Raw genomic sequence first — 20,405 nt, 5'->3', positions numbered from 1 at the left:
GCACGGTGTAAGCCCTGCGTGCGGTTTTCTTTATGCGCCCCTATGCGCGCAGGCCCGCGCCAGCAGCTCTGCCGGCCAGGCCTTTTTCAAAGCCTGCACCGCCGCCGGGATCTCCTCCAGCGGGATGCCCGAAAACCCCAGCAGAATCTGGGCCATGGAACCATCCCGCTGGGCCCGCAGGCGCACGCCGCCGGCCTCCGCGGCGGCGCAGAGCAGCCGGGCGCCGCTGTCCGTCACCGGAAAGCTCAGATAAAGCGAGGTCTCCTGCAGGGTCAGGGAAAGGCCAGGGAAGCTGCTGCGCATACAGGCGAGCAGAGAAGCGCTCTTTGTGGCATATAGCTTTCGGAGCTGGCGAAGATGGCGCTCCAGCCGCCCGCTTTTTAAATATTCCGCCAGTGCCAGCTGCTCGATTTTTGAAGCCGTCTGGTTATAACGGTTCGCACGGCGGCGGTATGCGGGCAGCAGGGAACCCGGCAGCACCATGTAACTCACACGCACAGACGGCAGCAGCAGCTTGGAAAAGGACCCCAGGTAGGCAACCGCTCCGCCGCCCGCCAACCCCTGCAGGGCCGGGATCGGCCGCGCGGTGTAACGAAGCTCACCGTTATAGTCATCCTCAATAATCAGGCCGCCGCTTTCACGCGCCCACGCCAGCAGCTCCATGCGGCGGGGCATTGGCATTGCCGATGCCCCGGGTACGGAAGCTGACGGGCGTACAAAAACGATTTTGGCGCCGCTCTCACGAAGGGCGCGGATCGAAATTCCGTTTTCATCGGATGGAACCACCCGGCACGTTACGCCGCAATCGGAAAAGACTTGCTGTGCCTGCGGAAAGCCGCGATCCTCCATTGCCACCCTTTCTCTGCCCAGCAGCCCGCACAGCAGGTAGAGCAGCGGCTGCAGGCCCGCCCCCACCACAATGGACTCCGGCGGCGCAAAAACGCCGCGCGCGCCATGGCTATAGGATGAAAGCTGTAGCCGCAGGTTTCTTTCCCCCTGCGGCTCGCCGTAGGAGGTAATGGACTCCTGTGTGTTGAGTACCTCGCGCAGCTGCCTGCGCCAGATTTTGATGTCGGAGTAGCGGCTGTCGACCCGGTCCGTTCCCAGGTCATAGCGCGCACGCGCTGTGTGCCACTCAGCCGCGGGACGGGGCATCGCCTTACTGCCGCCGCCCTCCGCCAGCACAAAATAGCCTTTTTTCGGAATATTGCGGAGGTAGCCCTCCACACAAAGCTGCTGATAGGCGGCCTCCACCGTTGTCCGGCTGATTTGCAGGTCCTCGGTCAGCCGCCGGATGGACGGCAGGCGCTCGCCCTTATGAATTCCCCCTTTTTCCAAAGCCGTTAGCAGGGAACTGTACAGCTGTTGGTAAAGGGGAAGCCTGCTCTTCCGGTCTAGTTGTAAAAAGTCGTAAAGCATAACCATCTGTGTCCTTTATTTTTTTATAAACTGTGTATTTTTACATGCACAGTTCTCTGCTATTATAATAACAGAATCTATACCGCAAATCAACGGTACCGGTGCCTTTGCTTGCAAAATAAGACAAAGAGGGTATGAATATGGGCTTAAATATCAACGCCACTAAAAAGAACACAACCGTCAACATTGCATTGACAGGCTTGATGGGCGCGCTTGTCATTGTGGGTACTTTTTTGAATATTCCGGTTCCCGTCCTGGGCGACCGCACCATGATTGGCCTGGGCAATGTATTCTGCATTCTTTCCGGCCTTTTGCTGGGCCCGATATACGGCGGAGCGGCAGCGGGCATCGGTTCCGGGGTCTTTGACCTCATCGGCGGCTGGGCTACCAGCGCGCCAACCACCCTGATCAACAAATTTATGATGGCCTTTGTCTGTGGTGCAATCGCCTGGTCCGGCAAGAGCGAGGGCCGCAAGGCCGGCCGGATCATCCTCGGTGCTGTAAGCGGCTCCCTGACCTATTGCGTCCTCTATATGACCAAGTCGCTGATTGAAGCCTCCCTTCTAGGCAACGCGCAGGAGGCTATCGCCGTGCTGCTTACAACCAAACTGCTCGCCACCCTGGTCAACGCCGTCATTGCCGATGTGGTCGCCGTACCGCTCTCCATCGCGGTACGCAAATCCCTGGAGCGCAACAAGATGTACCTGGGCGTGGTCAGCCAGGCGCAGGGCCGCCTTTCCAGAGTGGAGCTGCACCGCCTGCTCACCGCCGTGCTCCTGGTCATTCAGGCTGTGCTGCAAATTGTCTGCATCGCCGTGCTTCTGCCGGGCATCCAGACGGCTGCGGCAGAGCTTGCCCCCACCCCTACGGTAACGGCGCCGCTTTATTGGGCCGCAGCAGTGCTGAGCGCCGTACAAATTATCTGCGCGCTGCTCTACTCCTGGAAAAAAGGTCCCTACGCCTATGCAGCCGGAGCCTGCAACCTGCTTTCGCTCGTCCTTGCAGCGCTCTTCCTCTTCTCAAGCCTGGCGTCGCCTGTGCTGGTAAAATACCTGCCGATCGGCGTTATTTTTACCGTTCTGCTGGCAGCCGCTCTGTTCTTTTTCTTTTCCGGGCAACGGAGGGCGCAAAAAAAGCCGTCCGCTAAATAGCTTATCGCCCCGGGCCGTTTCAAAAACCGAATTTTCTAATAACGCCGCCGGTTCCCACTCACAGGGAGCCCGGCGGCGTTTCCTTTTCGTTGTATATCCGGCCCTTTTATGCTATAATAACACCCGGCAGCCGTGTTATTCGACTGTTTTATACAGCAAACCGTAAAAAAGGAAGGAAATCCATCTTGCAAAAAGCAAAACGGGCCTTAGCGGCCGCTTTTCCAATTACCATCCCCGTTATGGTCGGCTACCTCTTTCTGGGCGTCGCCTTCGGGGTTCTCCTGCAAAAAAACGGCTACGGCGTTTTTTGGGCCATCCTGATGAGCGCCGTTATTTACGCCGGATCCATGCAGTTTCTAGCCATCAATTTCCTGACCCCGGGCGTGGGGGTCCTCTCCATTATTTTTATGACGCTGATGGTCAATATCCGCCATATATTTTACGGGCTTTCCATGCTGGAGCGCTTCCGGGGAACAGGTAAAAAAAAGCCCTACCTGATTTTTTCACTGACGGACGAAACCTTTTCGCTGCTGTGCTCGGCGGATCCGCCTCAAGGGGTCGACCGCGGGCTCTTTTACTTCTTCATTTCCCTGCTGGACCAAGTCTACTGGGTCGCCGGTTCCGCGCTCGGCGGCCTGGCGGGCGCCCTGCTCTCGTTTAACACCAAGGGCATCGATTTTGCTATGACCGCGCTTTTTGTCGTGATTTTTGTCAACCAGTGGCGTGAAAGCAAACAGCATCTTCCCGCTCTCTGCGGACTAGGCCTTACAGCCTTATGCCTGCTGGTATTTGGGGCGGACAATTTTCTGCTGCCGGCGCTGCTGCTGATTCTGGCCGCGCTGCTGCTCTGCCGCAGGCGGCTTGAACGGGGAGGTGACGGCGCATGAGCACCTGGGAGGCCCTCGGCGTAATTTTTCTGGTCGCCGCCGTTACCCTTGCCACACGGGCGCTGCCCTTCCTGCTGTTCCCCGGCAAAAAAAAGCAGCCTGCTTTTATTTTGTACCTGGGCAAATATCTGCCCCCCGCCATGATTGCACTGCTGGTGGTCTATTGCCTCAAGGGCGCCGTTTTCACGGCTTTTCCCTTTGCCCTGCCGGAGCTTCTTTCCGTTGCGGCGGTGGCCGGCCTGCACTTATGGAAAAAGAACACCATGCTCAGCATCGGCGGGGGCACGATCCTGTACATGGTGCTCGTTCAATTTGTCTTTCCCGGTTGACGGGGCTATGCGTTTGCTTTCAGCATTTTTTGAGACAGCGCAATATATTCATAGGCATTGTCGCGCAGGTTTTCCAGCTCTTTGGCGGAAAGGCTGCGCTTAATTTTTGCCGGGTTGCCCAAGACCAGGGAACCGTCTGGCACGGCTGTTCTGCGCGTCACCAGCGCGCCTGCCCCAACCAGGCAGTTTCTGCCAATGACGGCGCCATCCAGGATAATTGCGCCCATCCCCACCAGGCTGCCCTCCTGAACGGTGCAGCCATGAAGGATGGCCCCATGGCCCACGGTCACATAATCGCCCAGCCGCAGCGGGCTGCCGGGGTCCGTGTGCAGGATGCAGCCATCCTGCACATTGGTGTTTTTTCCAATAATAATCTGCGCCATATCGCCGCGCAGAACCGCATTATACCAAACAGAGCTGTTTTCTCCAATGACGACGTCGCCGGTGACGAAAGCGCCAGGCGCTACAAAAACGGACGAATGAATGATGGGCTGGTTCAAAATAGGCCTCCTTACTTATGGGTGGTAAAGCTTTTTTGTCTGATATTTCGCCTCGCAGGTCAGGTTCATGCCCAGCTTGCGGAAGGTGGTCTCATCCACGGAAGATAGAATCACGGAGGAATGCACCTCACAGTCGCGCAGCTTGTGCAGCTGCGCCAGCGCCAGCGCCGCCGTGGCATCCGTCGCCGCGCAGATGGAAAGGGCGATCAGAATTTCATCTGTATGCAGACGAGGATTATGATTCCCCAGATGCTTGATTTTTAATTCCTGAATCGGTTCAATAACCGTCGGTGAAATCAAAGTCTGCTCATGGGGGATATTCCCCATAACCTTGAGCGCGTTGAGCAGCACTGCCGCAGACGCGCCGAGCAGCGAGGTGGTCTTCCCGGTGATAATCCGCCCGTCCTCAAGCTCGATCGCGGCGGCAGGCATTCCCGTTGACGCGGCCCGCTCCATGGCAGCCGCTACTGTGCGCCGGATGTCGGGCGTAATGTGCGCCTGGTTCATCAGCAGTTCAATTTTCATGACCGCTTCCTCGCTGTCGCGCCCCTGCAGGTGGGCGCACAGCGTTTTATAATAGCGGCGGATAATCTCCTGCCGGGAAGCCTCCCGGCAGGCTTCATCGTCAAAAATACACTTGCCCGCCATATTCACGCCCATATCGGTGGGCGACTTATAAGGGCTCTCGCCGCAAATTTTTTCCAACATAGTGTTTAAAACCGGGAACACTTCGATATCGCGGTTATAATTAACGGTCGTCTCCCCATAGGCCTCCAGGTGGAAGGAATCGATCATGTTCACGTCGTTCAGATCTGCCGTGGCGGCCTCGTAGGCCAGGTTCACCGGATGCTTCAGCGGCAGGTTCCACACGGGAAAGGTTTCAAATTTTGCGTAGCCCGCCCTGATGCCCCGCTTATATTCATGGTAAAGCTGAGAAAGACAGACCGCCATTTTACCGCTGCCCGGCCCCGGCGCGGTCACCACAATCAACGGTCGGCTGGTGGTGACATATTGGTTTTTGCCAAATCCATTTTCGCTGACGATGCGGGAAACGCCGGAAGGGTATCCCTCAATCGGATAATGCAGAAACACCTTAACGCCCAGCGACTCCAAGTGGTTGCGGAAGGCATCAGCGGAGGGCTGGCCCGCGTACTGCGTTAAAACCACGCTGCCCACATAAAGGCCGATGCCCCGGAAGGCATCTATCAGCCGCAGAACATCCGCGTCATACGTGATGCCGATGTCGCTGCGCACCTTATTTTTTTCAATATCCCCTGCATTAATGGCAATGACAATCTCGACCTGGCTGGCAAGCTGCGAAAGCATCTTGACCTTGCTGTCAGGCAAAAAGCCGGGCAGCACCCGGCTGGCGTGATAATCGTCAAATAATTTTCCGCCCATCTCCAGGTAAAGCTTATTGTCAAACATATTGATGCGCTTTTGAATCTGCTGTGACTGAATTTCAAGGTATTTTTCATTGTCAAATCCGTATGCTTTCATGATTCCGCCTTCCCTAATCCTTTTATATACTTCCCAAAACAACAAAAAAATGGACGGCCCTTGCCGCCAAACCCCGCCCGGCTGCTCTGCCGGCGTCCCGCGGTTTGGAGGTAAGGACCCGAAAATAACATATAAAAATATTATAATGAATCCGACGTAAAAAAACAATAGCCGCATTGGCATTTGTAATTATTTGGCGTTATTGATATAATTTAAGCATCACCCTGCCGTTAAAATTGGAACCGCGGCAAACAACCTGAAAGGACAACCCGTATGAACAACGCCATCCGCCTATCCGTGCGAACGCTCGTCGAATTTTTATTGCAGCACGGCAGCATCGACAACCGCTACGCCGGCGCCGACCGCGCTGGAGAGGGCTCCCGCATCCACCGAAAGCTGCAAAAGGAGGCCGGCGCCGGCTACGCAGCCGAGGTATTTCTTTCCCGCACAGTGGAACGGGACGGGTTCACCTACATCATTGAGGGGCGTGCCGACGGTATCTTTGAGGAACCCGGCGGCTTTGTCATCGACGAGATCAAAACCGTCACTGTGCCGATGGAGCATATCCGCGCGGATTACGAACCGCTGCATTGGGCACAGGCCATGTGCTACGCCTGCTTTTACGCCCGGCAGAACACACTTTCCGCCATTGGCGTCCAGCTCACCTACTACCAGGCCGACACGGATGAGATTCAGCGTTTCCGCCGCACCTATTCCCTTGATGAGCTCGAGGCTTTTTTCGACGGACTGCTGGAAAAATACCGCCCCTGGGCCGAGCTTACACGGGACTGGGCTGTGCTTCGCACACAATCCTTAAAGGCGCTCGCCTTTCCCTTTCCGGCCTACCGCCCCGGACAGCGCCGCTTGGCCGCCGGGGTTTACCGCGCCATTGCAAGCGGCTCCAGGCTCTTCTGCCAGGCGCCGACCGGCATCGGCAAAACGCTCTCTACCCTTTTCCCAGCCCTGAAGGCCATGGGCGAGGGGAAAAGCGGCCGCATCTTTTACCTCACCGCCAAGACCATTACGCGCCAGGCAGCTCAGGAGGCCCTGTCTATACTACGGCCCGGCGGCCTGCGTTTGAAAGCAGTCACATTGACGGCAAAGGAAAAGATCTGCCCGATGCCGAAAACCGACTGCAACCCGGTTGCCTGCCCTTACGCCGCTGGCTACTACGATAAGATCTCGGGGGTTCTGAGCGGGCTGCTGCGCGGGGAGGATTTTTTTACGCGCGAGGCCATTGAACAGGCTGCCGCGGCCCACGAGGTCTGCCCCTTTGAGCTGGCGCTGGACCTCTCCCTGTGGTGCGACCTCATCATCTGCGATTATAACTACTTATTCGACCCGGTCGTCTACCTGCGCCGCTTCTTTGACGGCGGCCCGCAGGATTATGTGTTTCTCATTGACGAGGCGCACAACCTGCTGGACCGGGCGCGGGATATGTACACGGCTTCCCTCAAAAAATCCGAGGTGTTGGAGCTAAAAAAGGCGATCGGCAAAAGCGATGCTCCCCTGGCACGCGCCCTGAACCGCCTCAACACTGCCATGGCTGCCCTACGCAAGCAGTGCGGGGATGAGGCCGTCTTTACCAGCAAGGAGCCCCTGGAGGATTTCAACCGTGCGCTGGCGCGCTTTTCCGCCTATTGCGATGCCTGGCTGGAGGACCACCGTGACGGCGCGGCGCACGATGCCCTGCTGCCGCTTTATTTTGAGGTGCGGTTTTATTTAAAAATCACCGAGCTCTACGACAGCCATTATATTACCTGCGTCTACCGCAAGGGCAGCGAGGTGCAGCCCAAGCTGCTCTGCCTGGACCCCTCCGCATTTCTTGACAACGCCATGAAGCGCGGAAAAGCCGCCGTCCTTTTTTCCGCGACTCTCTCCCCCGCCGGTTATTTCATCGACGTACTCGGGGGCGGCGAGGAGGCCCGCTACGCCGCGCTGCCCTCCCCCTTTCCGCGTGAAAACCTGTGCCTGCTCTCTGCCTGCCACATCAGTACCAAATACACCGAGCGGGAAAAGAGCCTGAACGGCCTCTGCGCGCTGCTTTACGAAATGGTTCGGGCCCAGACCGGAAACTATATGGTTTATTTTCCCTCCTACCAATACATGCGGCAGGCCTACGAGCTTTTTCACGAGCAATACCCGCAGGTGGAGACGCTGCTGCAAACCGCCGATATGGATGAGGCCGCCCGCGAGGAGTTCCTCAGCCGGTTCCAGGATGCGCCCGAAACCACGCTGCTGGGCTTCTGTGTCCTGGGCGGTATCTACTCCGAGGGCATCAACCTCCAGGGGAACCGTTTGATTGGGGTCGCCGTGGTTGGGGTGGGGCTGCCCCAGGTCAACCGGGAGCAGGAGATCCTGCGGGATTATTACGAGGAAAGCCGCGGCCACGGCTTTGCCTTTACCTACCAGTACCCGGGCATGAACAAGGTGCTGCAGGCTGCTGGCAGGCTCATCCGCTCAGAGCGGGACCGCGGCGTCGTGCTGCTGGTTGACAGCCGCTTTTCCCGCCGGGATTACCGCGCCCTGTTTCCTGTGCACTGGTCGGGTGCCCGGCGCATCTACAGCACGGAGGAGCTGCGGAAAAGCCTGGAGGAGTTCTGGCGGCAGCCCCATTTCGACTAAACAAAATCAAAAGAAAACGCGAAGGGCCAGAGGGTATTTTTATACAAATTATACCTTGTGTTTTTTGACAAAACATACTATACTTAGACCGTTTTGAAGGATATAATAAATTAGATTATGAAGGGGCGATTGATACGGAATCTTATAACTTTTTACTTGACCTGGCCCTAATCTTGCTGAGCACAAAGCTGCTGGGGCTTTTGACCAGAAGATTTAAGATGCCGCAGGTGGTCGGCGCGCTGCTGGCAGGCGTCATCCTCGGGCCCATGATGCTCGGCGTTTTAAAGGAAACAGAATTTATTGACAAGCTGTCCGAAATCGGCGTCATTGTTCTAATGTTCACCGCCGGCCTTGAAACAGACGTCAAGGAGCTTAAAAAGACGGGTAAGGCCTCGTTTATCATCGCCTTAATCGGCGTGATTGTGCCGCTGGTCGGCGGGGCAGGGCTGGCGTTTTTCTTCAATAACGGGCCCGCCGAAGCGGGGCTGGCCTCCACGTTCCTGCAAAATGTATTTATCGGCGTTGTGCTGACCGCTACCTCCGTCAGCATTACGGTAGAAACCCTGAAGGAAATGGGCAAGCTCAACACCAAGGCAAGCAACGCCATTCTCGGCGCCGCCATCATCGACGACGTGCTCGGCATTATTGCCCTGACCATTATCACCAGCATGGCGGACCCCAGCGTCAACATTGCCGTTGTTCTGCTGAAAATTGCCGCCTTCTTTGTGGTTGCCGCCGTGGCCGGCTATCTCTTTTACCGCTTCTTTAAGAAATTTCAGGAGCATTACCACAAGGATATGCGGCGCTTTGTCATCATTGCTTTTGTGTTCTGCCTGCTGCTCTCCTACTGCGCGGAATATTTCTTCGGCGTTGCCGACATCACCGGCGCCTATATCGCCGGCATCCTGATTTCAAACACACAGCGCACCCCCTACATTGCCTCGCGGTTTGAGACCCTCTCCTATATTCTAATTTCGCCGGTGTTTTTTGCCAGCATAGGCCTGAAGGTGCAGCTGCCCGAGATGACGGCCTCCATTCTTGTCTTCTCCATTCTGCTGGTCATTGTCGCCGTTCTCACCAAGGTAATTGGCTGCGGTCTGGGCGCTAAGCTCTGCGGCTTTTCTAACCGTGAGTCCATTCAAATCGGCACCGGCATGATCTCCCGCGGTGAGGTGGCCCTCATCGTCGCCACAAAGGGCATGACGCTGGGGCTGATGTCCCAACAGTTCTTTGGCCCGGTCATCATTACGGTAGTTGCCACCACCATTATAGCCCCCATTCTGCTCAAGGTCGCCTTCCGCAACGGGAAAGGCCACGAGGAGCTGGAGCTGACCGCCGAGGTCGAAAAGCTGGCGGGGCCGAAAAGCGAGTTTTCCGCTTATGAAAGGGATATTCCCGAAAGCCATAAAAAATAACGGGCGGCCCCCGCGGGGAGAAGCCCTTCTAAGAGCCTGCCGCAGGAAAGCGGCCGGGCTCTTTTTTCTTGCCGCAGGCTGCCTCTTTACGGCCTTGCCGTACCATAACAAAAAGTGTGAGAGTTCCACAAAAACCGCTGCAAAAATTCATCGGCTCTCCCATAAAAAACTCTTGAAATCCTCTATACTTTTCAGGGGGAATCGCTTATAATCACTATAGCCCCAAAGCCGGAACGCCTTAAGCGCCCGCTTAAACGGGGAGAAAATACAGCAGCCTACAGAGGAGGCCATGTCAATGCTATATGAAAAAAACGGAAGCCGGGAGCTTTCGCAAGAGCTATTCCAGAACCCTACCTGTGAATACCGGGGCACGCCGTTCTGGGCGTGGAACTGCAGCCTTACGCCGGAGCTGCTCATGGAAGAAATCGAGTACTTAAAGGAAATGGGTATGGGCGGCTACCACATTCATGTCCGTACCGGTATGGATACCCGATATCTCAGCGAAGAATATATGAACCTGATTAAGGAATGCGTTGAAAAGGGCAAGAAAGAGCAGATGCTGACCTGGCTCTACGATGAGGACCGCTGGCCCTCCGGCGCGGCGGGCGGCTTTGTCACCAAGGACGAGCAATACCGTGCGCGCTACCTCCTTTTTACCTGTGAGCCTTACGGCCAGAACGACGACGGCGGCCCCAGTACAGACGACTCAAGCGCCCGGGCGGTCCGGACCGAGAACGGCCGCCTGCTGGCCTGCTACGACGTTCAGCTGAACGAGGACGGTTCCCTGAAGGCGTACCGCCAGATTGGCGAAAAGGACGCCGCCGAGGGTACAAAATGGTACGCATACCTGGAGATGCCCGCCCCCAACCCCTGGTACAACAATCAGACCTATGTAAACACGCTGGACAAGAAGGCCATCGACCGCTTTATCGAGGTCACCCACGAGGCCTATAAGCGGGAGGTCGGCGATGAATTTGGCAAGGCCATTCCTGCCATTTTTACCGATGAACCTCAGTTCTCTCACAAAACCACCCTTGCCTCTGCCACCCAGGCCAACGATGTTACCCTTCCCTGGACCGATGACCTGGCAGACACCTTTTCCGCAGCCTATGGCGAGGATCTTATGGCCAATATTCCCCAGCTTTTCTGGGACCTGCCCGAGGGCAAACCGTCCCTGATCCGTTACCACTACCACGACCATATCGCGGAGCGCTTTGCCTCCGCCTTTGCGGACACCTGCGGAGGCTGGTGCCGTGAAAACGGCCTGAAGCTGACCGGCCATATGATGGAGGAGCCCACGCTGCGCTCCCAGACTGCCGCGCTGGGCGAGGCCATGCGGTCTTACCGCTCCTTTGACCTGCCCGGCATCGATATGCTTTGCGCCTATTTTGAGTACACCACAGCCAAGCAGGCACAGTCCGCGGTGCACCAATACGGCTACGAGGGCATGCTCTCCGAGCTGTACGGCGTAACCGGCTGGGACTTTGACTTCCGCAGCCACAAGCTGCATGGCGACTGGCAGGCAGCGCTGGGCGTTACCGTCCGCGTGCACCACCTCTCCTGGGTCTCCATGGCGGGTGAAGCCAAGCGTGACTATCCGGCCTCCATCAACTACCAGTCTCCCTGGTTCCGTGAGTATCCGCTGATTGAGGACCATTTTGCCCGTGTCAACACGGCAATGACCCGCGGTAAGCCGGTGGTCAAGGTCGGTGTGGTTCATCCCATCGAAAGCTACTGGCTGCACTGGGGCCCCTCTGAGCAAACTTCTCTGGTGCGTGAACAGCTCGACGAAAACTTTAAGAACATTACGGAATGGCTGCTCTTCGGCTCCATCGACTTTGACTTTATCTGCGAGTCCCTGCTGCCGGCGCAGTGCGAGGCTGGCAGTAACCCGCTTCGTGTCGGCAAGATGGAATACGATGCCATCATTGTCCCCGGCTGTGAGACGCTGCGCGCCAGCACAGTCGAGCGCCTGAAGGAATTTCGCCGCCAGGGCGGCAAGCTGATCTTCATGGGCAGCGTTCCCACCCTGATGGATGCGGTTGAGAATGACGAGCCCGCCAGGCTTGCGGCCGAAGCTGAAAATATCCCGTTCTCCCGCGCGGCGATCCTGCAATCCCTAGAGGGCCTGCGTCTACTCGACATCCGCAACAGCGACGGCACCTATACGCAGAACCTGCTGCATCAGCTTCGTCAAGACGGCGACAAGCTGTGGCTCTTCGTCGCGCACGGCACCGAGCCCTACAACAAGGATGTTGTCAATAAGCAGGACCTGCTTATTAACCTGAAAGGCCTGTACACGCCGGTTCTGTATGATACCTTGACCGGCGAGACCAAGCCCCTCGATTGCTACTACAAAAACGGCAGGACCGTCATCCCCTGTGAATTTTTCGACTACGACAGCCTGCTCATCCAATTCACGCCTAAAAACGATGAAACCAAGGGCGATGCAGATAGGAGCGGCGCGACCATGATGCCGATGAAAAAAGTCCAGATTCCGGACCGCGTGCCGGTCACCCTTTGCGAGCCGAACGTACTCCTGCTTGACATGGCCGAATATGCGCTTGACGGCGAACCCTTCCACCCCGTGGAGGAGCTCCTGATCGCCGACAATATCTGCCGTGAAAAGCTCGGTTGGCCGGACCGCAAGAGCGCTGTTGCCCAACCCTGGGTTATCGAAAAGGAAGAAATCACCCATGAGGTAACGCTCCGCTTTACCTTTGACAGTGAGGTCGAGGTGTGCGGCGCCAAGCTGGCCATTGAAGATGCGGAAACCGTCGCTATCCGCCTCAACGGAGAAAAAGTGCCCTCCAATGTAACCGGCTGGTACGTGGACCACGCCATTAAAACCGTTGCCCTGCCGAAAATCGTCAAGGGCAACAACGTCCTTGAAGTTTCCATCCCCTTCGGGCGCCGGACCAACATTGAGTGGTGCTATATTCTCGGCGACTTTGGCGTCCGTGTTGCCGGGCGTGACAAAACCATCACTGAGCCGGTGCGTTTCCTGAGCTTTACGGACATTGTGCCGCAGGGCCTGCCCTTCTACGGCGGAAATATCATTTACCATGTCAACCTGCAAACCGAGGCGGGCCGGCTGGTGCTTGAGGCCACACATTTCCGCGGCGCACTCGTAAGCGCTGCGCTTGACGGTGAAAACCTGGGCAGAATCTTTATTCCTCCCTATACCTGTGAAAGCCGTCCCATTACTGAAGGACGCCACGTTCTGGATATTACGGCCTTTGGCAACCGCTATAATACCTTTGGCGAGGTTCACCTCTTCGACAGTGTTTACCGCTGGTTCGGCCCGGATTCCTGGCGCACCACCGGCAGCCGCTGGAGCTATGAATATCAGCTGAAGCCCACCGGGCTGCTCTCTTCCCCTAATGTATACCTGAAATAAAGCTTCCTCCCTTACGAGCGAAGAAGCCGGTAGAACGATAAAAACCCGCTTATGGACTAACACTCCATAAGCGGGTTTTGTTTATGATTGCAGGGGAGCCAAGCCAATTCCGCCAAAAAGGCGATTTAAGCCGCTTCCCCCAGGCGAAGCTTTCTCAGCGCCTTTTACCAAGCGATAAGGAGCTTATATTTCACGAGCAGTACTCATACTTCGCGGCAAGGAGGCCGATCTCCCGAAGCCGTAGCCTTCTAAAACCAGTGCGGCGTCATTCGCGGCCATACTAAAGCCTGCCGCGCACAAAGCGCGCAGCATGGGTTTAACGGCTATAGCCGCTTTCAAAGTCCACTACACTTTTCAGCTCCAGTCCATTCGCAAAGCGTCTTAAATTCTCAGCCGCAATCTGCACAATCTGTTCAAGGGTATCCTGTAGATGAAACTGCCCGGAAATATGCGGGGTAATCAGTGCATTGGGGCAGGACCAAAGCGCGTGCCCGGCGGGAAGCGGCTCCGGGTCGGTCACATCAATGCCTGCTCCGGCAATTTGGCGGCTTTTCAACGCGCTGCAGAGCGCATCGGTGTCCACATTGATTCCACGCCCGGCGTTGAGGAAAAACGCCTCCGGTTTCATCGCCGCAAAGGCCGATGCCCCGAATATCCGCCGGGTCTGCTGAGTGCCGGGCAGTACGGAGGCTACAACGTCCGCCTGCGGCAACAGGCTTTGCAGCCGGTCCATCTGGTAAACCGCGTCGGCACAATCCGGCAGCTGCTCCGTGGGGCGGCGTTTTACCCCAATTACATGGGCGCCCACCGCTTTAACCAGACGGGCAAAATAAAGGCCGATATTCCCCAGCCCCACCACCAGGACTGTTTTCCCCGCGACCGATGTCACCGGGCCCTCATCCGTCCATTCGTGCCGGTTCTGGTGGTCGCGGTACAGGTGCAGCTTTTTTTGCAGCATCCACAGCATTGCAAACAGATGCTCCGCTACCGCCTTTCCGTATGCGCCTGTCGCACAGGTCAAAACCGTGTGCTCCGCGAGAACGCCGGGTGCTATGTAAGCATCCGCGCCCGCTGAATCGAGCTGTAGCCACGCCAGCCTTGGCGATGCCCGCAGCCATTGGGCCGGAACATTGCCGATGATAACGTCTGCCTGCTTCACCATTTCCGCCGTTACCGCCTCTTTTGCCGCATAAGTAAACGCATAGCCCGGGGCGCTCTCTTCTAAAAGCGCGCGGTGATGCGCCTGCAGCGGAAGAACCACCAAAACTGTTTTTTCCATTAATCTGTTTTTCCTTTCTGTTCGCGGGGGTCCGTATAATCCAGTACCACCATCTGGTGGCATTCCAGCCGCGGCGCCAGGTAAGAAATAAAGTCCCCTTCCCGAGTAAAGGGTATTTCCTGCATCTGCGGCGCCAGGTACACTTTGTGGACAGCGCGCTTGGTCTTCAGGCGCACCTGAATGTTGACAAGCGGAATGATGTCCTCAATCACCTCAACATTTTGCCCGCGGCGCACCGGCGCCGCATAGAGCAGGTGGTTCACCAGCCTGCTCTCCCTGGGCTGGTCCATCAGGGTTACAATTCCCTGTGCGGGCAGGTTTGTCGTTAAGGTTTTGTCCTCGCCCAAAAGCAGGTCGAGCGCATGGCAAACCGTCTTTTTCAAAATCAGGCTTCCCTTTTCAAAATAATCCTCAAAAATTTGCCAGGCAATATAAATACCGTCCCTGCCCTGTACCATGCCGGGTCCGCCGTTTTCCCCGCTGTCCGGCGCATGCTGATGGGAGCAGAAGCGCAGCGTCTCACGGTTAAAATAGGGCAGTTCCCGGCGGCCAAGCTCCCGGCCGCCCCGCAGCTTAATATTTTCCCCCTCCGCATAGAAAATGTAGGCGGCCTCCTCCATATCCTCCGGTGTAAAAAAGGGATGAAAATAGGATGGGCGAAAACTGCATACCCCCTCATAGCTGACGCCGAAATCGAGCGCAAAATCCGTCTTATTTTCCCAAAGGCCGGATTTTCCGGCCGCCAATATCTTACCGCCCTGCTGGACAAAACGATTCAACTTATTTTTGAGCGCAGCAGAAATTGTAATAACGTCCGGTAAGATCAGGACCCTGTAATGCGAAAAATCCTCCTCGGCATCGATTACATTGAAAAGATAATTTCCCTCCAGCAAAATACGGACGGCGCCCGCATCATGCGCGGTGGTATTCTCATCACGGACGGTTCCACCCGCGGACTGCATCGCCTCGGCCGAAAGCAGGCCGATGTCTGTTACCGGCACAACGCCGTCCAGCCAGGGCTCCTTCTGTTCTACCTCCCGGTAGCCTGCCCCTATTAGCTTGTAGGTGGCTAAATCCATCGCCCCACTGGGATGAATCTGATCCCCAATAGAGCATTTCGCTCCATTTGCAACGCTGAGCGCGGCCTCATAACGAATGGCATTTTTATGCTTGTAGCCGCCAAATTCGCCCCAGGTTGTATGGAATTTACCCGTCATGCCGAGGTACTCCATCCCCAGGGTCTGGGCGTAGCGGGCCGACAGTGGGAAGTGGTCATAGCCCCAGCCGCCTGTCGGCAGGCTCTCCAGCTCCAGGTGGGTGCTGTAATGGGCCGCCGCACGATTCCCGCGCTTAATATGCCCGCAATTATGAAACACCGGCAAGCCCGGCTTAACCGCGTCCACGGTCTCTCTGACGCGCCGGGCATAGGTCTCATAGACCTCCTCCGCCAGCTTATAAATATTCTGCTCATCGTAGGGATCCAGGCCGCGCTCCAGCAAGGTATGGATACAGCTTTGACAGTAGCAGGGCTGTACGCCGACAATATCAAGAAAGATCCCGTCCGCGTCATAGCTTTCAGCCACCTCTTTAATCTGAGCCAGCACTATCTCTAGGTAAGGGGTATTCAGGCAGAACTTATGGTAGCCCGGCCTGGCAAAATCCGGAGTGCCTACCACCGTTTCATCCCGGTTTCTTGCCAGCCACTCCGGGTGACGGCGCGCCAGCTTTTCATCAAAGCCAACGGAAAGGTAAACCGGTGTTTTTACCCCGATTTCATGGGCAGCCTCAATTTGCGCGCCCAGCAGGTCTATTTTCAAATGCGGGTGTGGCTCATTGGCCTTGCTCGGATGATAGGCCCAGCCATGATGGCACTTTGAAAAAACGGTTATGGAATTTACACAGCCGGTTTTCAGGGCCTCCTGAAACTGCTCCTTTGAAAAGCGCGCGCCTATGTCCGGTATCTTTTCTGAGGTATGGAAGTCGGCATGCACCTGTCTAAAATTCATCTTTACTCCTCCTTTATCGGGAAACAGGGCTTTTTCACGCCGAGTTCCCACCGAATAGAAATCAAACACATTTTACTATAAGCACGCCGGGAACACAATGCTTTTTAATGAAAAAAGCCTGAAACTCCTGCCGTTTCAGCAGGCACAAGCGTAAAACAAAAAGACTGTCTCACAGTAATTGTGAAACAGCCTTTTGCTTATTGTATGTGCGCCGTCTTCATACAATAAAAGGGGTTCAGGGGCTTTTAGTTAAAGCTTTGAGCTTATAAGCTTGGATTATTTTGCGTAATCGGGAACCTCAACACCGAGCTGCTCTGCGGCTTGCTGGATAACGAGCTTACCGCCCTTGTCGAGCCATTCCTTCGTGAAGGAATCCCAATCGTCAAAACTCTTTTCGCCGGTAGCAAAAGCATATTCCTGAGACATAACCCAGTCGGCATTGCTGGTCTGGAACTCGGCGGCTTCCCCAGTCAGGGTAACCAGCAGTCCGTCGTTCGGCCATTTTTCATTAGCAGCAATAGCCGCTCTGCCGTTGTTGCCAGATTCGACATACGCCTTGGTAAATTCATCGGCATCGGGATCTTCATAGTCGATCTGGTAGGAGGTGCACAGGCCCCACATCTGCCAAATACCGGAGGGCTCATATTTATCAAACTCGTCTTGCGTGAGGAAGCCGGCCTGCATGGCATCCTGAATGTAGAACGACTTGTTATCGTCGGTGTAGCCATGGGGGCGCTCACTGCCGCTAACCTCAATGCCTGCGGCCTCATAAACCTCAGGAATGGACTGCTGAATGGTCTGGAAGTAGTTTTCGCCGCCCATGGTCATGGTGTCGATCATGTGCGCGACTCTCTTCAGCTTGCCGTCCTGGCCATCGAACTTCTCTTTCAGGAACGCCCACATGTAACCGGGGTTGCCGTTAGCAGGGTATTTGCCTTCCTCGGTCGGGGAATCCTCCAGATAAGTCCACACGAAACGGTCCGTTTCTCTGACTGTACTGAAGTTGGTGACAATCTGCGCTTCAAATGTACCGGCCGGGAACCAGGCCATACCGACCTGGTAATTCGCCATATCAGCGCACGCCTGATCCCAGTTCTTAGTGAACCAGTCGGGGGCCATAACCTTCGCGTCAATCAGCTCTTTAAAGAAGCTGAGCCTATTTTTACTTACATCGTTGAAATACGGATGCTGCAGCTCGCCGTTTTCCACATAGATAGCGGGGTTGCCGAACATAGTGGCAAAGCCGTCCAGGTTGCCCCAGCCCTTGCCTTGTCCGCCGCCGGTCATGAAGTAGGTGTCGTCCTTGCCGTTGCCGTCGGGGTCGTTAAAGGTAACAGCCTTGGCATATTCGAGCAGCTCTTCCTTCGTGGTCGGGATTTCCATATCCAGCGCATCCAGCCAGTCCTGACGGATAACCCAGCCCCAAACGCCGTCCTGAATGGCGTACTTGGTGATGAACGGGATTTCACCGTTGCTGGTATTGGTGCTCCACTTAATCATGTTCTTTGTGGTGTAGTTGTTGGAGAGCGGCAAATACGGATAGATGTTCTTCGCATCCACCAGCAGGCCCTGATCGGACAGGGTAAAGCCGTACTCACGGCTCGGCAATTGAAGGATATCCGGATATTCATTTGCGGAGAAGCGGGTGGAAACCAGCGTCTGATAATCGTCCGCAGCCGGTGCAGTCAATGTAATATCCAGGTTAAATTTGTCGCTCAGCCACTGGTTGACCGGGTCCTCTTCAACCGGCAAAGGAGATTTACCATAGCTTGTAGACATGATCTCGATGCTGTACTTCTCGGTCATGTCGTCATAGCTGTAGTCGAAGCCGTCGCCCATGACGATGGTGGTAGGCAGGGAATCCGGGAACTCAATGTCGTCAAAGGATCCGACATCCGTGGCGCCGGAAGATCCCCCGCCACCGGAAGCTGTGTCGCCGCCGGCTGAAGACGTGCTGCCGGAATCCGTGCAGCCGGAGAGAACGATGCCCACCGACATGCTCAGCGCCAGCATAAGTGCAAGTGCTCGTTTTGTCATTTCTCTTCCTCCTTAAAGAAGTTCGTTTGTTGCTTTTCAGCGCATAGCCCTTCAGGCTATCCAGCCTGAATTGATACAACCCCGATATGATTAAGGCTTTCCGCCTTTAATCCGAAACACATTTGATAGAAGTCAGCTTTTGCCTGCTGGCCAATGAGTTTTTTGTTTTCAAGCCGTAAGGCTATTGAGTATGTATGCTCAGCCCTTGACAGAGCCGGTGTACATGCCGTAGATGAAGTATTTTTGCAGGAACGGATAGACGCAGAGGATTGGGATCAATGCCACGACCACAGACGCCATCTTGAGTGCCTCCGAGGTGACCTTGCCGGTAATAACCAAAGTTGTATTACCGAGACTATCCAAAGATTCTGCAGAACCGCTGGAAAGCAGCAGTTCACGGATGACATACTGTACAGTTCTCAGATTTTCGTCACGTATGTATAGCATGGCGTCGAACCAGGAGTTCCAGTGGCCGACCGCCGCGAACAAACCGAGAGCGCACAGTGTGGGAACCAGCAGCGGCACCGCGATGTGCAGCATCTTCTGCATTTCAGAAGCGCCATCCAGATCCGCGGACTCGATGATCTCCGTGGGAATACCCTCCACAAAGAGTTTGACAATCAGCATATTAAACGCGCCGCCGAAGGCAGGCACAATGTAGACCCAGAAGGTGTTCAGCAGGTGCAGGTCGCGCATGAGCAGGTAGGTGGGAATGGTGCCGCCGCCGAGGATCATGGTGATGATGAAGTAAATCATAAACCATCTGCGGCCGGGCATCTGCTTGTTGGCGAGCACATAGCCGCCGGGCACCGTCAGCAGCAGAGCTGCCGGAACGCCGAGTAATACGCGGAAAACCGAAATCAAAAAGGAGCTCCAAAAGTTCGATTTCTTTAAAATCGTCTGATAAGCCAAGAGGGTCGGATTTTCCGGGATGATGACAAAGTAATTCTTTTCAACCATCTCCGCCTGGCCGGTAAAAGACATGCCGATGACATAGATCAGTGGGAATAGGCAGGTCAGTGTGACCAGGCCGACGATGATGATGATGATCGCCTGATAAAGACGCTCCGCATGGGTAAGCTTAATTTTATTCGGATTTCTCTTAAATAAAGCCATAATATTCGTTCCTCCTTCCTTACCACATGCCGCGTCCGGCGACTTTGTTGGATACATAGTTCGAGCCGATGATGAGGACCATACCGATGACCGCCTTCATCATCGTGACTGCCTGGCCTAAACTGTACTGCATTTTGCCCAGGCCGACACGGTACACCCAGGTGTCGATGATGTCGGCAACATCATAAACAGCGGCGTTGTAGTACATCAGGATTTGCTCGAAGTCATTGTTCAGAATTTGCCCCAAGCTCATAATGAGCTGGAAAGTGATGACAGGCATCATGGTCGGCAGGGTGATAGCCATAATTCTGCGCAGCGGGCCCGCGCCGTCCACCTTGGCCGCGTCGTAAAGGTCCGGGCTGACGTTGGTAAGCGCCGCGAAGTAGAGGATGGTGCCCCATCCGACGCCCTTCCACACCTGCGAGCCAATCAGCAGCGGGCGGAAAGCATCCTTGCTGGTCAGGAAGTCGACATTCCCCATGCCCAGATCCTTCATAATGCTGTTGATCAGGCCATTGCCGGAGAAAAACGCGAAGACAATGCCGTAAACGATAACCCAGGAGAAGAAGTAGGGGATGTAGACCATGGTCTGGCAGAACTTCTTGTACCAGGGGGTGAGGATGTCAAAAATACAGATGGCCAGCAAAATCGGCGGCCAGAAGCCCCAGAACAAACGCATGATACTGATTTCCAGCGTGTTCTTGATCAGGTTCAGCATCTCCGGCTCCTGGAAAACCTCGA

At 55.6% G+C, this 20,405-nt stretch carries 14 protein-coding genes; 6 read left to right on the top strand and 8 right to left on the bottom strand.

The window, feature by feature from the left end:
• Nucleotides 1-30: 30 nt before the first annotated feature.
• Nucleotides 31-1,419, bottom strand: coding sequence for a MocR-like pyridoxine biosynthesis transcription factor PdxR (pdxR, locus tag DPQ25_RS12275; RefSeq protein ID WP_177577063.1), 1,389 nt, complete (start codon nt 1,417-1,419; stop codon nt 31-33).
• Nucleotides 1,420-1,559: 140 nt separating this feature from the next.
• Here pdxR and DPQ25_RS12270 point away from each other — a divergent pair, with 140 nt between their 5' ends.
• From DPQ25_RS12270 to DPQ25_RS12260, 3 genes are all read left to right on the top strand, one after another.
• Nucleotides 1,560-2,570: an ECF transporter S component gene (locus DPQ25_RS12270; protein ID WP_177577061.1), complete on the top strand. Its 1,011-nt coding sequence runs from the start codon at nt 1,560-1,562 to the stop codon at nt 2,568-2,570.
• Nucleotides 2,571-2,755: 185 nt separating this feature from the next.
• Entirely contained in the window at nt 2,756-3,457 is a 702-nt protein-coding gene (locus DPQ25_RS12265; protein ID WP_112333470.1) for an AzlC family ABC transporter permease, read from the top strand.
• Nucleotides 3,454-3,786 (top strand): branched-chain amino acid transporter permease, encoded by a 333-nt coding sequence (locus DPQ25_RS12260; RefSeq protein WP_112333469.1) that lies wholly within the window; start codon nt 3,454-3,456, stop codon nt 3,784-3,786. The genes DPQ25_RS12265 and DPQ25_RS12260 overlap by 4 nt, the downstream gene beginning before the upstream one ends.
• 5 nt (nt 3,787-3,791) lie before the next feature.
• On the opposite strand, the gene DPQ25_RS12255 is transcribed toward DPQ25_RS12260, so the two are convergent.
• Nucleotides 3,792-4,286 carry a gamma carbonic anhydrase family protein gene (locus DPQ25_RS12255; protein WP_242978338.1) on the bottom strand — a complete coding sequence of 165 codons (495 nt, stop codon included), beginning with the start codon at nt 4,284-4,286 and terminating at the stop codon, nt 3,792-3,794.
• Nucleotides 4,287-4,301: 15 nt separating this feature from the next.
• On the bottom strand, nt 4,302-5,786 hold the full coding sequence (locus DPQ25_RS12250; RefSeq protein ID WP_112333534.1) for a DUF1846 domain-containing protein: 1,485 nt from the start codon (nt 5,784-5,786) through the stop codon (nt 4,302-4,304).
• A gap of 273 nt (nt 5,787-6,059) precedes the next feature.
• Here DPQ25_RS12250 and DPQ25_RS12245 point away from each other — a divergent pair, with 273 nt between their 5' ends.
• From DPQ25_RS12245 to DPQ25_RS12235, 3 genes are all read left to right on the top strand, one after another.
• Nucleotides 6,060-8,411 carry an ATP-dependent DNA helicase gene (locus DPQ25_RS12245; protein WP_112333467.1) on the top strand — a complete coding sequence of 784 codons (2,352 nt, stop codon included), beginning with the start codon at nt 6,060-6,062 and terminating at the stop codon, nt 8,409-8,411.
• Nucleotides 8,412-8,539: 128 nt separating this feature from the next.
• Entirely contained in the window at nt 8,540-9,826 is a 1,287-nt protein-coding gene (locus DPQ25_RS12240) for a cation:proton antiporter (protein ID WP_262510522.1), read from the top strand.
• A gap of 295 nt (nt 9,827-10,121) precedes the next feature.
• Nucleotides 10,122-13,226, top strand: a complete 3,105-nt coding sequence (locus DPQ25_RS12235) for a glycosyl hydrolase (protein WP_112333465.1) — start codon at nt 10,122-10,124, stop codon at nt 13,224-13,226.
• 316 nt (nt 13,227-13,542) lie between these two features.
• Here the strand turns inward: DPQ25_RS12235 and DPQ25_RS12230 are convergent, their stop codons facing one another.
• From DPQ25_RS12230 to DPQ25_RS12210, 5 genes are all read right to left on the bottom strand, one after another.
• A complete protein-coding gene (locus DPQ25_RS12230) occupies nt 13,543-14,505 on the bottom strand; it encodes a D-2-hydroxyacid dehydrogenase (RefSeq protein ID WP_112333464.1) in 963 nt (320 codons plus the stop codon).
• Entirely contained in the window at nt 14,505-16,511 is a 2,007-nt protein-coding gene (locus DPQ25_RS12225) for an alpha-amylase family protein (RefSeq protein ID WP_112333463.1), read from the bottom strand. Before DPQ25_RS12225 ends, DPQ25_RS12230 begins: the two co-directional genes overlap by 1 nt.
• 276 nt (nt 16,512-16,787) lie before the next feature.
• Complete coding sequence (locus DPQ25_RS12220; RefSeq protein ID WP_112333462.1) at nt 16,788-18,548, bottom strand: type 2 periplasmic-binding domain-containing protein; 1,761 nt, start codon at nt 18,546-18,548, stop codon at nt 16,788-16,790.
• 198 nt (nt 18,549-18,746) lie between these two features.
• Nucleotides 18,747-19,664 carry a carbohydrate ABC transporter permease gene (locus DPQ25_RS12215; protein ID WP_177577059.1) on the bottom strand — a complete coding sequence of 306 codons (918 nt, stop codon included), beginning with the start codon at nt 19,662-19,664 and terminating at the stop codon, nt 18,747-18,749.
• A gap of 19 nt (nt 19,665-19,683) precedes the next feature.
• Nucleotides 19,684-20,405: ABC transporter permease subunit (locus DPQ25_RS12210; protein WP_112333460.1), on the bottom strand; the 722-nt coding region annotated here is incomplete at its 5' end.

This window comes from Hydrogeniiclostridium mannosilyticum, assembly GCF_003268275.1.
In the GTDB taxonomy this organism is placed as follows: Bacteria; Bacillota; Clostridia; order Oscillospirales; family Acutalibacteraceae; genus Hydrogeniiclostridium; species Hydrogeniiclostridium mannosilyticum.
This window is presented reverse-complemented; position numbering and strand designations above follow the sequence as displayed.